Annotated in this window: 13 protein-coding genes and 1 tRNA gene; 8 read left to right on the top strand and 6 right to left on the bottom strand. The window is 38.6% G+C overall.

The window, feature by feature from the left end:
* The 3 genes from ACTHJT_RS16870 to ACTHJT_RS16860 all read left to right on the top strand — a co-directional run.
* Window positions 1-1,412 (top strand): TonB-dependent receptor (locus ACTHJT_RS16870; protein WP_440240368.1); only part of this gene is annotated, 1,412 nt, incomplete at its 5' end.
* A gap of 296 nt (window positions 1,413-1,708) precedes the next feature.
* Window positions 1,709-2,461, top strand: a complete 753-nt coding sequence (locus ACTHJT_RS16865) for a DUF2490 domain-containing protein (RefSeq protein ID WP_440240366.1) — start codon at window positions 1,709-1,711, stop codon at window positions 2,459-2,461.
* 16 nt (window positions 2,462-2,477) lie between these two features.
* The gene (locus ACTHJT_RS16860) at window positions 2,478-3,527 is read left to right on the top strand and encodes a sulfite exporter TauE/SafE family protein (protein ID WP_440240364.1); all 1,050 of its coding nucleotides are present in this window, start codon (window positions 2,478-2,480) and stop codon (window positions 3,525-3,527) included.
* A 39-nt stretch (window positions 3,528-3,566) separates the two neighbouring features.
* On the opposite strand, the gene ACTHJT_RS16855 is transcribed toward ACTHJT_RS16860, so the two are convergent.
* The gene (locus tag ACTHJT_RS16855; RefSeq protein ID WP_440240362.1) at window positions 3,567-4,661 is read right to left on the bottom strand and encodes a glycosyltransferase; all 1,095 of its coding nucleotides are present in this window, start codon (window positions 4,659-4,661) and stop codon (window positions 3,567-3,569) included.
* Between the two features lie 21 nt (window positions 4,662-4,682).
* Entirely contained in the window at window positions 4,683-5,549 is an 867-nt protein-coding gene (gene prmC / locus ACTHJT_RS16850; RefSeq protein WP_440240360.1) for a peptide chain release factor N(5)-glutamine methyltransferase, read from the bottom strand.
* A gap of 71 nt (window positions 5,550-5,620) precedes the next feature.
* Between prmC and ribD the strand changes: the two genes are divergently transcribed.
* From ribD to ACTHJT_RS16835, 3 genes are read left to right on the top strand one after another with little or no spacing between them, the layout of a single operon-like run.
* On the top strand, window positions 5,621-6,679 hold the full coding sequence (gene ribD, locus ACTHJT_RS16845) for a bifunctional diaminohydroxyphosphoribosylaminopyrimidine deaminase/5-amino-6-(5-phosphoribosylamino)uracil reductase RibD (protein ID WP_440240358.1): 1,059 nt from the start codon (window positions 5,621-5,623) through the stop codon (window positions 6,677-6,679).
* Window positions 6,657-7,319, top strand: coding sequence for a DUF2461 domain-containing protein (locus tag ACTHJT_RS16840; protein ID WP_440240356.1), 663 nt, complete (start codon window positions 6,657-6,659; stop codon window positions 7,317-7,319). Before ribD ends, ACTHJT_RS16840 begins: the two co-directional genes overlap by 23 nt.
* A complete protein-coding gene (locus tag ACTHJT_RS16835; protein WP_440240354.1) occupies window positions 7,319-8,155 on the top strand; it encodes an NAD(P)-binding domain-containing protein in 837 nt (278 codons plus the stop codon). The genes ACTHJT_RS16840 and ACTHJT_RS16835 overlap by 1 nt, the downstream gene beginning before the upstream one ends.
* Here ACTHJT_RS16835 and ACTHJT_RS16830 read toward each other — a convergent pair.
* Complete coding sequence (locus ACTHJT_RS16830; protein WP_440240352.1) at window positions 8,152-8,361, bottom strand: hypothetical protein; 210 nt, start codon at window positions 8,359-8,361, stop codon at window positions 8,152-8,154. The genes ACTHJT_RS16835 and ACTHJT_RS16830 overlap by 4 nt on opposite strands.
* Window positions 8,362-8,486: 125 nt before the next feature.
* Between ACTHJT_RS16830 and ilvA the strand changes: the two genes are divergently transcribed.
* Window positions 8,487-9,740, top strand: a complete 1,254-nt coding sequence (gene ilvA / locus ACTHJT_RS16825) for a threonine ammonia-lyase IlvA (protein ID WP_440240350.1) — start codon at window positions 8,487-8,489, stop codon at window positions 9,738-9,740.
* A gap of 41 nt (window positions 9,741-9,781) precedes the next feature.
* On the opposite strand, the gene ACTHJT_RS16820 is transcribed toward ilvA, so the two are convergent.
* Window positions 9,782-12,250 carry an AsmA-like C-terminal region-containing protein gene (locus ACTHJT_RS16820; RefSeq protein ID WP_440240370.1) on the bottom strand — a complete coding sequence of 823 codons (2,469 nt, stop codon included), beginning with the start codon at window positions 12,248-12,250 and terminating at the stop codon, window positions 9,782-9,784.
* A gap of 182 nt (window positions 12,251-12,432) precedes the next feature.
* On the opposite strand from ACTHJT_RS16820, the gene ACTHJT_RS16815 reads away from it, so the two are divergent.
* Window positions 12,433-12,507, top strand: a tRNA-Val gene (locus tag ACTHJT_RS16815).
* Window positions 12,508-12,710: 203 nt separating this feature from the next.
* Here the strand turns inward: ACTHJT_RS16815 and ACTHJT_RS16810 are convergent.
* Both ACTHJT_RS16810 and ACTHJT_RS16805 read right to left on the bottom strand, forming a co-directional pair.
* Window positions 12,711-13,136: an arsenate reductase ArsC gene (locus ACTHJT_RS16810; protein WP_440240348.1), complete on the bottom strand. Its 426-nt coding sequence runs from the start codon at window positions 13,134-13,136 to the stop codon at window positions 12,711-12,713.
* A 134-nt stretch (window positions 13,137-13,270) separates the two neighbouring features.
* Window positions 13,271-13,654 (bottom strand): DUF6428 family protein, encoded by a 384-nt coding sequence (locus tag ACTHJT_RS16805; RefSeq protein WP_440240346.1) that lies wholly within the window; start codon window positions 13,652-13,654, stop codon window positions 13,271-13,273.
* Between the last annotated feature and the right edge of the window lie 177 nt (window positions 13,655-13,831).

Raw genomic sequence — 13,831 nt, 5'->3', positions numbered from 1 at the left:
TAAACGTAGATGCTAAAATCGGCGGTGGTACACTTACTTCTACTACAGCTTGGCGCTACTGGAACTGGGATCCTTCAACAGATCGTGATTTCACAGGCCTGGATGCATTAAGACTATCTCAAAACCCATCAAAACAGCAACAGCTTTCTCAGGAGATTCGTTATGCCGGTAATTTCTCTGATCGTTTGAGTGGTGTAGCAGGTATTTTTGCTCTTGGACAAACAATCAAAACAAATGGTGTTGAACAGGCAGGTGCTGACCAATGGCGTTTTTCAAGAACAAGTGCTTCACAAACACTGATGACATCAGATTTGATTGATGGATATACACAGTATACAGTTTCAACTCTTAATACATTCAGTGGTGCTGTATTCGGTCAGTTGGACTGGGCTGTAATCAAAAACCGTTTACACGTATTGCCAGGCCTTCGTTACAACTATGATTACAAAGATGCTGATTACGACAGAACTGTAGGTGGTGGTAAACAAACAACAGACCCGGCTGAAATTGCATTGAAAAACTCAGTTTATTCAGCACAAAAATTCCATACACAGGCAACAAACCAAAACGTATCAGGTAACTTAACTTTATCTTATAAAATTAATAACAGCATCAATACATATGCTACTTACTCTACAGCATATAAGCCGGTAGGTGTAAATATTGGTGGTTTACCTACAATATCATCAACAAATACTGCTCCTGATTTAAGTTTAGCGACAGTTAAACCTGAATACACAACAAACTATGAGTTTGGTATCAAAACATCTCCAACGAAGAACTCTACATTAAACTTCTCTGCGTTTGATACGGAAGTGAAAGATTACCAGGCAAACGTTCAGTCTCCTCAGCTTGGTGTGAATAGAGGATACCTGGCAAATGCTGAAAGAGTAAAAGTTTGGGGTCTTGAATTAGATGGAAGCACTAAAGTTGGTAAATATTTAACATTTAATGCAGCTGTTTCATATACAGAAGGTATTTACAAGAAATTTACAAATGCGCCGCTGCCATTAGAAGAAACAGGTGCTACTGTATCATTCAAAGATGTCTCAGGGCAGGAATTACCAGGTATTTCTAAATGGGCTGGTACAATCGGTGGTGAAATTGCCTTACCAGGTAAATTAATTACAACTGAAGGTAAATACTTCTTCGCTGTAGACAATTTCAATCGTTCTAAATTCTCTTCAAGCCCGTCTCCTTCAAAATATTTAAATATTGACGGTTACTCATTAGTTAACGCTCGTCTTGGTTTCCGCGCTACGAAAGGTGTTACCGTATTCATCTGGTCTCGTAACGTATTCAACAAAAACTACTACGAACAATTACTGCCTGCTAGTGGTAACTCAGGTTTATATGCAGCAGTGTTAGGTGACCAAAGAACATTCGGAACAACATTAAGATATACTTTCTAATCAACAGTTCACTCGTCTTTTTGAATTGCTAACTAAATAATTTAAAAAGCGACTAATTGGAAATATGAATTTGAGGTACAAATTAATATGAGAATAGGATGAAATAAGAAATATTATACTAGATCAAAACGTTTAAAGCGAATATTATTCGTTTTAAACGTTTTGTATTATATATGTTTAGTTGATTGTTTTGTTTGCCGGTTTGCGAAATCAATCCGGTTAGATTAGTTTTGTCTATATAATCAGTAGAGATGATTTGGAATCATCTCTGTTTTATTTTGAGCTTATATAGAAAAATGCTTAAAAATCAACTACTTATTATTGCACTAATCTTTATTAGTATTACTACTTCTGAAGCACAGCAGTCTAAAAATATATACCACGATAATTTTGTCTGGACACAATATATCTGGAGAGGACAGGTGTCTGATAAGGTAAGTATACATACGGATCTGGGATATAGAACGCATGATTATTATAAAAGTAAGGCGCAGTATTTCATTCGCCTAGGTGCAATTTATCAGATATCACCTAAGGTTAACATTCAGTTTGGTTATGCATACTTTAGCACCAATCAGTTTCTTAGCGGGTATGAAGAAGTAATGCGTCCGGAGCAACGGTTTTATCAGCGTCTGACAGTAGTACAGCAGGCAGGCAGAGTTGAGATCAGAAACAGATATAGATTGGAAGAACGCTTTAACGCGAATATTTCAAAAGGCGTCATTCAGGAGGGGTACACAGAGTCTTTTCGTGTAGGCTATCAGATTTATATATCTGTTCCTTTTAATAATGAAAAAATAAAAGAGAATACAATATTTGGTGTGCTGTCAGACGAATTGTTTGTAAGCTTTGGCAAAAAAGTATACAATAATTTTGACCAGAACAGACTTGCGGCCGGTATTGGCTACCAGTTTACAAAGAACTTCGGCACAACTGTGTTCTATCAATACATTTACGGACAGCAACCAACAGGTACACAAATTTATTCATACAATGCTTATTGTCTGTCATTAATACAGACAGTTGACTTCAGAAAAAAAGATAAATAATACTCCCCAATATTTTATGGAAAATAAAAAGATAGATGAACTTGAAGAAAAGCTAGCCGATCCAAATCTGCAGGAAGAGCTGATTCATGAAATTAATGAAGAAAATAAGCGTAATCCACTTTATAAGCGCTTAGCTATAGGTTTAGCGATTGTATTAGTAGGAGCTTTTGCTCTTACCTGGTTCCTAAGCAATCCTCCTAAAGAAGCTTACGCAGGCGTTACGGATTTTCTTGGAACAATTTTCAATAAAGATCTGATCGGATATCTGATTGTTGGTTTACTTGCGCAAATGGTTGATGGTGCACTCGGGATGGCGTATGGCGCGACAGCAACATCTTTCCTTGTAAGTATTGGTGTTTCGACCATGAATGCTAGTGCAAGTATTCACATCGCAGAAGTTTTTACAACAGGAGCTTCAGGCTTGTCGCATTTAAAGTTCGGGAACGTAAACAAGAAGTTATTTAAAAACTTATTGATTCCGGGAATTATAGGTGCCATCTTAGGTGCAGTGGTTTTATCTTTATTGGAAAAGGGAACGTTGTTTTCAGAAGACGATGTGAAAAAATACATCCGTCCGGTTACAATGGTTTATACCATGATCCTGGGTATTATTGTGCTTCGCAAGGCATTAAAGACAACACAGGTTAAAAATAAAATCACGAAAGTGACTCCGCTGGCATTATTCGGAGCCTTTATGGATAGTATCGGCGGCGGGGGCTGGGGGCCGATCGTTACTTCAACATTGATCAGCAGCGGCAGAGCAATCAACTATACGATTGGTTCTGTAAACCTGGCAGAATTCTTTGTGGCCCTATCAAGCTCACTCACATTCATCGTATTTGCAGGTCTTGATCCGGGCTTGTGGCAGGTTATTATCGGTTTGATTATTGGTGGTGTATTTGCTGCACCTTTTGCTGCGTTGCTTGTAAACAGAGTAAAGAAAAAACCATTAATGATTTTTGTCGGGTGCTTTATTATTTTCTTAAGCTTGAATACATTGTTGAAGCTTGCAATCAACATCGATATCTTCAAATCATTTGCGCAGGCAGTAACAAGCTTGTTTTAAAAAGATCTAAAATCATTCAACGTCCATCATGTTTATTATTTAAATATGATGGACGTTTATTTTTGACTGGTACAAAATATTCAGTTTGTTAATATAGATTGCCTTCCGGTATTTCTCTGCCACATTTTTACAAGCACGAACATATTGTTCCGCGGAAGCTGAAGCATTATAAAATAATTCGATTTTGTCAGCCAGGTCACGGGCATCAGCAGATTTAAAAAAACAGGCTTTATTCTCAGTAATTTCCCTGAATGTTGAAATATCGGATATGATCATAGGTATTTCAGCTGCCATGGCTTCTGCAACACTTATTCCAAAACCTTCGATGATAGAACAGGAAACAAACAGGTCGTGCTGCTCCAGCAGATTTGTAATATCGTTTTTGCTCCCGTGGATGGTAACAGGTAAAGAATGTCTGTTGATGTATTCCTGCAACATGCGATGGTCTATGCCTTGTCCGCAGATGTTTACATGCATCGGAATGTGCTTTAACAGATTTACTGCCTGGAGCAAAAGGATGTGATTTTTTTCCGTTTTTAAATTGCCTACCGAAATGATTTTAAGTTTGCCATTTTTTTTGTCAAATGTGCGGCTTCTTTTTCGATAAAAATCATCTTCAACATAATTATATAAAATGCTGCTTCGCTTGATACCTATGTCAGCATCGTTTGATTTTTGCTGGGTTTGGGAAACATGTACAATGGTGTAGCGTTCTTTGTACGTTAATTTGTCAATCCATTTTAAACACCATCTTTTTAATTTCGAAATACGGTCGATGTATTGAATGCGGTAATACTGACTGTGATAGGTGTGAATCACAGGAATGGAATCGCCGGCTGCGAAACGGGTAAAGATGGTTGAGAAATACAGGTGGGTATGAATAATATCAGGCTTTATTTCAGCAATCCGGCGCTTTAGTTTTTTTATTGCGGCAAAGGTATTTGACAAGCCTGTATAATTCAGGCATTCCAGTGTAATGAAAGGCGGAAGCTTTTCATTCAGGGGGTATTGTGTATAGGTTAGATAGATGATGTGGTGTTCGAAGCCATATAATTCAGGTACTATACCCGAAAGCAGCACCTCAGCCCCGCCTTTTGAAAAAGAATCGATGATATGTAAAATTTTGGGCTTCAATATGATGATGAGTTAATAGTATCAGTATTTTTTATACGCTTTAAAAATCCGGTCTTTTTGAAACATGTCTTTTATGATGACTGCATCTGAAAGACCATATGCTGCTGCAAGAGCAGTCATCCCGTCGCCTTTCTGTTCATTGATTTCTGCATATACACAACCATTTTTAACCAGGTTTGTAGCAGCAAAATCCAGCAATGCTTCATAATATTTTAAAGCATGATTATCTTCTACAAACAAGGCCAGATGCGGTTCATGTTCCAATACGTTTAAACGCATTTCAGGTTTTTCAGATTCCAGCACATAAGGCGGGTTGCTTACAATAATATCGAACCGATCTTTGAGCTGGTCCTTATGTTTTAAAAAATCCAATTCTATGAATGAAACACTGACTTCATTCATAACAGCATTTTCGCGGGCGACAGACAAGGCTTCAGTACTGATATCTACTGCCGTTACCGAAGCATTTTTGATGGCTTTGGCTAAACTGATCGCAATGCAACCGCTGCCAGTACCGATGTCTATAATTTTTGGTGAATTAAGCTGATTGTCTGTAACAATCAGTTGTACGAGCTCTTCCGTTTCAGGGCGTGGAATGAGTGTGAATTTATTTACGTTGAAATAAGAGTCATAGAAAAACGTTTTCCCGATGATGTATTGAACAGGTTCATGATTATTCAGTCTGGTTAAACAAGCGTCCAGCTGCTGCTGCTGCAGTGGGCTCCAGTCCAGTTCCTTGTTTGCCAGGAAATCAATTTTGGGAATGTTGAATAGTGCCGCGAAAAGAAGGTATAAAATGCTCTCCTGTTCAGGTTTTTCGTATTGTTGGAAACTTTTTTTAGCCCCTTCAAATAGGTATTTCGCAGATATTTTTCTTAATTGATTCAATTGTGAATAAGTTAAATGAACCCGGAATATTAGCCAATCGTTTAATTTAAACAAGCTAAAGATACACTATTATGGATTCTGATAAAAGATATATGCAACGCGTCATGGAGCTTGCAAAACTAGGAGCTGGTAACGTAAGTTCTAACCCAATGGTTGGCTGTGTAATCGTTAAGGATGATATAATTATTGGCGAAGGTTACCATGAATCTTTCGGGAAACCTCATGCAGAGGTAAATGCAATCAATTCAGTAGCAGATAAGAGTCAGCTTGAAGGAGCTACGCTTTACGTGAATTTAGAGCCATGTTCGCATCATGGCAAAACACCGCCGTGCGCCAATCTGATTGTGGAGCACAAAATTGCCCGGGTGGTTTTTGCTACTATCGATCCCAATCCTTTAGTGGCCGGAGCCGGATTTGAATATTTAATGTCGCATGGCGTTGAGGTCATTCAGGGCGTGCTGGAAGAAGAAGGCAGAGAACTGAATTGCCGCTTCCTGACATTTATTGAAAAGAAAAGACCATACATCATTCTGAAATGGGCCGAAACAGCAGATGGGTTTATAGCGAAGGAAGATTTCGATTCAAAATGGATCAGCAATACGGTTTCACGCCGTTTGGTACATAAATGGAGAAGTGAAGAAGACGTGGTACTGATTGGTACCAATACGGCTTTATATGACAATCCGCGCCTGAATGTGCGCGACTGGACCGGGCGTAATCCTGTGCGGGCATTTATTGATAAACAGCTCCAGGTACCGGCTGGGGCACATTTGCTGGATGGTAGCCAGGAAACAATCTGTTATAATTTTATCGAACAGGATGTACGGAACCTGGTGGAATATGTAAAAGTTGACCCTATGGATGATATGATTGATGTTATAGTGAATGATATGTATATTCGTAAACATTTGTCCATGATCGTTGAGGGCGGCACGCAGCTGCTGAAAGGGTTTATGCGGAAAGGATTGTGGGATGAGATCCGCATCTTCCGTTCAGAAAATACTTTTGGTAAAGGAATAGAGTCTCCGATTGTACGTGCAAGGCCTTTTAGTCATGAGCGGATACTGAATGACGAGTTAATTGTTTACAAAAATCAACATCAGGAATATGCAGTTAGACTTAGTGCTTAAATTCTTAAAAAAGCTTGAAAAGAATAACAACAAAGAATGGTTTGACAAGAACCGCCCTGCATACGAAGAAGCTAAAGGCGAGGTTAAAGAACTAGTCGCACAGATACTTAAAGGAATTTCAAAATTTGATTCAAGCATTGCTTCCCTTGAACCGAAAGATTGTATGTTCCGCATCAACCGCGATGTGCGGTTCTCTAAAAATAAATCCCCTTATAAAACCAATATGGGTTTTATGATTGCTCCCGGTGGTAAGAAGTCAGTAAAGGCTTGTTACTATGTGCATCTGGAGCCCGGCAATTGTTTTGTCGCAGGCGGTATCTGGATGCCGATGCCTGAACAATTGAAATTGATTCGCCAGGAAATTGATTACAATGGCGATGCGCTGGATAAAATATTAAAGGCCAAACCATTCAAAAAATACTTTGATGGTTTTGATCAGGAAATGAAACTGACACGCATGCCTAAAGAATATAGTGAAGATAATACACATGCAGATTTTTTAAAGTTGAAAAGCTTTACTGTTACGATGCCGCTGGATGAGGCTCTCATTGTCAATGATAAAAAAATAATTCCGGCGATCATTCAGCCGTTTACGGAACTGTACAAATTAAATCAGTTTTTAAACAGCGCATTGGATTAATGAGCGCTGCTAAAACGATTTCTATTTTAGGCTGCGGCTGGTTGGGTGTGCCTTTGGCCAGAAAGCTTGCAGCAGCAGGTAATCACGTGAAAGGCTCTACTACAAGAATAGAAAGACTTCGTGAAATTGAATCTGCGGGAGCCACAGGGTTTCTTGTAAAAGCCGAAGATGGTAAATGGACAGGTGTTGGTTTAAAAGAATTTTTAACCTGTGATATTTTGATCATTGCAATTCCACCGGGTACAAAAAGGAATCTGCTAAGCAAGCATGCAGCAGAAGTAAAGGAACTGTTGAATCATATTACAGCGCATTCAATCTTCATTCAAAAGATCATTTATATCAGCTCTACCTCGGTATATAAAAATGCAAATAAGATCGTTACAGAGACTGATGTTACAGAGCTTGCCGAGGCAGATAATAAAGTGCTTGCCGAAGCTGAAATGTATGTACTGCAATCACCCATTCCTGAACGCCTGGTACTTAGAATGGGAGGTTTGACGGGGTATGACAGAATGCTTGCCCGATTTTTTGCCGGGAAGACTGATCTTACGGGATGGAACGAACCAGTTAATCTGGTACACCGTGATGATGCCGTTGGAAGTATCCAGTTTATGCTGGATAAAAAGACACCTGCTGAAGTATTCAATGTTTGTTCACCGAAGCACCCAAACAGAAAATTATTTTACGAAAGCCTTTGTGCAAAATTCAATTTAGCGCTGCCTGCTTTTATTACAGCTATTGATGCAGACTGGAAAGAAGTGTCTTCAGAAAAAATATCCGCTCTGGGTTATTCATGGATCTTTCCGGATCCATTCAGATACAGCTACACGTATTAATGCTGGTGGTCGTGATGATGATGGTGATGATCGTCATCGTATTTCGACAAATACGGATTGATCAGCATACCGCCAATAAATACAGCAACCCAGGTAGGATACAGGTATACAAAGTGTTCAACCTTCTTATCCAGAATCCATAAAATTACATGTGCTACAAGGCTGAATATAATGCCGAATATAGCAATTACCTGAAATGAGTTCATTTGTTTCATCTATCCAATTTAGATATAATAAATGGTTTTTTTGCTAGTTGGGTATAGAGAATGTACTTTTGTGGGAATAATTATCAGGCAATTGGCTTAAAATTGTCCTATTTGAGAATACAAGTATGAATACAAAAGTAAGGGTTGAAGACATTGTGAACGCTGAAGAGCGATTAAATAATGTTATTAAACACACGCCGTTAGACAAGAACCAACATCTTTCAGATGAATACCAGTGCAATTTGTGGTTGAAAAGAGAAGACCTGCAATTGGTGCGTTCTTACAAACTTCGCGGCGCGTATAATTTCATGTGCAGCCAGAAGAAAGAAGACATCAAAAGAGGGGTTGTTTGTGCAAGTGCCGGCAATCATGCCCAGGGCGTCGCCTATTCATGCCAGGCCTTGAAAATAAAGGGCCATATTTTTATGCCAAGCACTACACCGAAGCAAAAAGTTTCGCAGGTAAAATTCTTCGGGAAAGAATTTGTAGAGGTTGTATTGATTGGCGACACGTTTGATGATTCATACAAAGAAGCAATGAAATATTGTTCCGACAATAAACTGTTATTTGTACATCCGTTTGATGATCCAAAAGTAATCGCGGGGCAAGGCACTGTGGGCCTTGAGATTTTAGAAGATATACAAGTACCAATAGATTATATTTTTGTACCCATCGGCGGCGGCGGTCTTGCGGCGGGTTTATGTACCTATGTGAAGGAAAAGAGTCCGGATACAAAAATCATTGGCGTGGAACCTTTGGGAGCTCCTGCCATGAAGCGTTCTCTTGAAGAGGGTAAAGTAGTTGTGCTGGATGAGATTGACAAGTTTGTGGATGGCGCTGCTGTAAAGCGTGTCGGCGATCTGACATTCGATATTTGTGCAGAATATTTAGATGATGTACAGCTGGTGCCGGAAGGTAAAGCCTGCAGTACCATAATCAAATTATATAATGAAGAGGCAATTGTTGCTGAACCTGCGGGGGCATTAAGCATCAGTGTGCTGGATTACTTCAAAGAAGAGATCAAAGGTAAAAATGTAGTATGCGTGGTAAGCGGCAGCAACAATGATATTGATCGCATGCAGGAGATCAAGGAACGTTCTTTGTTGTACGAAGGTTTGAAACATTATTTTATTATTCGCTTTAAACAACGTACCGGCGCACTTAGAGAGTTTCTGGATGAAGTGCTGGGGCCTAATGATGATATTACTTATTTCGAATATACGAAGAAGACAAACCGCGAGAATGGTCCGGCAATGGTAGGTATTGAAGTAAAAGTGAAAGAAGATTTTAATGCTTTGATTGAGCGCATGAATGCTAAAAATGTAGATTATACATTGGTGAATTCAGATTCGAATCTGTTTAGCTTTTTAATTATGTAAGAATAAAATGAATAAGAGTATGCAGCAGGTGCTGCATACTCTTATTCAAAATCAAAATATTCCGGCTCCTGCTGGGTTCTTTTAATTTCTTCCGCGTCCTGTTCTTTCTTCTTAAACAGGTCTTTTAATTCAGCTTTCTCTTTTTGTATATCCGATTTTATTTTTTCAGCAGTTGCTTTCTTATCATAAGAAATTTTAAAATCGCTTGTGGTACCTTGAATAATCAGGAATAACGTCATTTCACCTTTAGCATCTTTGCGTAGTGCCCCGAAGGCTGCATCACTATCCGTTTTTTCTTTCTTAAGATTTTTGATCGGATAGGCGATCTGATAAGCAATCTTGCCGTCAAAGCCATGCTTGCCTGAAATGCCGATCTTGCCAACGTTCGAAACAATTTTCATGTCCGGTATCTGCACTTCCTGGTTGTAGATCAGGAAGTGGTTATGCATTTCAGAGAACGTAACATTACTCAGGTTGTCGGCATCGAGGAATTTTGAAATACGTTTTAACGGATCGAAATTGTTAAGCTCTCCGTTGTACACTGTAATATCTGCATCGCAAATAACCGAAGCCGGCAAGATGGTTAAGTGATTGTCAAGCTCCAGAAACAGACTGATATCTGTTGAGATCTGACCTTTCAGATTTTTGTTGGTGATAAAGTCCTGGGAAAAATTTTCAAAGACATAAAACAAACTGTCGATCGACATGTTTCTGATTTTTGAATCGGTATTGATTTCAACAGACTTGCCGGTTGCCAGCTTTAAATCAGTTTTACCGGTATAGGTCCCGTTGCAGAAAGTCAGATTGGAATTGCTGAAATTTAAATACGGATAGCTCCAGTCAATTTTACTTGTAATTTTATTTGCATGGAATTTCTGATAGTTCATGGATGCTGCAGTGAGGTTGAGATCCAGTCTGTAATCTTTTAACGAAGGCATGATAAAATCCTGGTCAGAAGATTTTTTAGAACGCGTATCAGACATTAAAATTTCTTCCAGGAAAATATGACCCATCTCCAGATCTGCCTGCACATATACCATTTGGTCCGGGAAAATTAATTTCCCGATGATGTTTCTGAAAATTCCATTTAATACAATTTCATTTTTACCGATTGCGAGGTGCATGTTATCGATTGATACATCGTTTTGTGTGAAGATACACGCCGCCTCATCAATACTGATCACATGCGGGTAGGAGTTGAGTTTTACTTTTACTTTATTGAAAGCGACATCACCCGAAGTCTGGATGTGCGCATAACCGGCCTTGCTTTTGAAATCATTCGATTTCCCTTTGAATTCAATATCAAAATCAATTTCACCGGAAGCGCTTTCAAATGGATGCGAAGGAATGAAACTTAGTATTTTACTTAGCACAACACCACCTTTGAGTTGCGTTTCAATATATGGGTCTTCCAGGTTGGTAAGATGGAAATAACCTTCGATTGGTTTTTGATCGATTTTTATTTTTAAATCTGAAAGTCGCACCGAAGACGTGCTCAGGTTACGATTCGCGCCATTGCTGAAGCTGCCTGCCAGAAAGGCGTCTGTGATCGTTTGCTTGTATTGCGGGTGATAGAAGGTAGCATGATCGAAACCAAACTTAATGTCAATGGCAGGGCTTACACCTGAATTTGTTTCGCCTTTTATTGTTCCGTTAAAATATACATTCCCTGTACTTTTGTATTGCTGTATATCTGAAGTCAATGACTTCGGGAAGATCGACACGAAACTCTGGATATCGTTTTTATTTGCGTTGAAGGACAGGTCAATAAAAGACTTCTTAATTTGGTAGGTGCCTTGTATCGTATATTCAGAAGTGTTGACGTTTACAAAGGAAGGTTTGATCTGCAGCACTTCTGTTGCGGTGTTAAAACAGATAGAAGACTTTAACAGGATATCTTTATTTTGGAGGAACAGATGTTCTTTGAGCTGCAGACCGTTTGATTTCAGATTGCTTTCCAGAGCAATGGAAAATAAATCGTCTTTAGAGGCCAGCGAAGCCTCCGTAAGGTTTATATATGCCTGATATATATGTTCGCTGGGGCGATAGTCGTAAATAAATTCAATATTTTTCAACTGAATGAACGAGATGCTGAAGTCCGAGTCAGACTTTGCGGTGCTTGTATCTTTCTTCAGGATCATAAAATTATGTTTCCCGTCAGCGTCGGTTCTTAAGTGTATAAATCCTTTTTCAAGATATAGTTTGTCAATCGTATAATTTTTGTTCCAGAATGCGAGGATATCGAACGTGATGTAAACATTTTCCAGAGAGGCAAGCACCTTTACTTTTCCTGTTCCGGGTTCGTAGCATTTTACCTGATGGAAGCCGATCGAAAGTTCAGGGAATTTTTCAAAAAAGCTGATATCTATTTTTTTTGAAACATCAACCTGAGTATTCAGGTGTTTGTTTATCTGCATGGTGGCCAGATAAATGATATCATCTTTATAAATATATATCAAAGCCGTGGCCAGCCCTAACAAAAAGGTTATTGTGATCAGGCTGTAAAGCAGTATTTTTTTAAGAATTTTCAGAGGGGGTAATTCGGTTAAATATTTGGATGTGAAGCACGTAAATTATACGCATAAATACAACGAAGAAATTCTACGAATATTTTTTTGAAAAGTTTTGCAATTAAAAAAAAAGGTCGTATGTTTGTGCTCCCAAACGACGAGAGATTGTCAGAAAGGAAAGAGGGAGATTAGCTCAGCTGGTTCAGAGCACCTGCCTTACAAGCAGGGGGTCACTGGTTCGAACCCAGTATCTCCCACGATTAGAAAGCCTTACAGAGATGTGAGGCTTTTTTTATTTATAGAGTTTCGCATATTCTTATAAGATCTTTTTATCTTCTGAAGTAAGAAACAAATTATGATCCCAGCGGGGTCACATATTTATAGCAATAACAGAATAAAAATAAAACACGCCAATACCGAAGGTATTGGCGTGAAAACCATTTAATGCTGTCAGTAACAACTATAATGAAATCAGCAAATGTTCTGTATTAAGAAAGTCAATACAGAATTTTTTTATCATAGCACGAACATTTCTAAACTCATTTCGGATTTGCTCTCCTGTTCCTGTGGCTTTGGCAGGGTCAGGAAAATTCGAATGAATTTTTATCGCAGTTGTAGGAAAGAAAGGGCAATTCTCTTTTGCGTTGTCACATACAGTAATCACAAAATCAAAATTTATATCACGATATTCTTCAATGCTGTTTGAAGTATGAGTCGAAATATCAATACCATCTTCTTTCATCGTTTCAATTGCTTTGGGGTTTACACCGTGAGGGTCTAAGCCGGCGCTGTAAACAACAACATCTTTTCCGTAATGGCGGAGATAACCTTCCGCGATCTGGCTTCGGCAGCTATTGCCGGTACAGAGAACTAAAATTTTTTTCATAAATAATTGTTAAACGAAAAGCCAGATAATATTAATGATGCAGAACTTTGCATCAAATCCGAATAGTATTTGTAATACAATAACAGATGTAGTAATAATAACCGGTTTTCTATATTTGGTAATTGGTTTCATCGTTAGCAACAGCCTGTACCTGGGGTGCAGCAGTTTTTACCAGCTGATTCAGTTATATTATTGTCAGCGGTTATTCCACAGTTATCACTTGCCAGACAAGCCGTCTTTTTTGTTTCCAGGATGAAATTCGTCCCATTAAAACCTAAGCTGTATTTGCCAATGGTATCTGATTGATATTCCACTTCTACTTCCAGATCTTCAATGCCAAGAGCCTCCTCCGAAAGGGCAATGATGTTTAATAACTTTTGAGGATATAGGCGGTGATCCATGTCGTTTGAAGTCCAGAGCTGAAAATTAACTACATTTTCCTGGCGGATAATGCCTCCGCAATCAATGAAGTTTTTTGTGATCTGTCCGATTTCCGTTACATGGAAATGCTCTGGCACCTGAGTTCCGTCAGCAAGAAGGAACTTTACAGCAGGTAGTGTTGCGAGTTGTTTTTTTAATTCCGCGAGGTTCCTATTTATGTGTTTTTTTTATAGTAATATTTAGATGCAATTATTAAAAATTTTTTAAAAACAACATACTTTATTATTTGTTTAATATGCAAATAAATTTGTTTT

Origin of the sequence: Cytophaga sp. (assembly GCF_051961495.1) — a bacterium.
Classification (GTDB): Bacteria; Bacteroidota; Bacteroidia; order Cytophagales; family Cytophagaceae; genus Cytophaga.
Note: the sequence above shows the minus strand (reverse complement) of the source record. Positions and strands in the feature narration are given on the sequence as shown.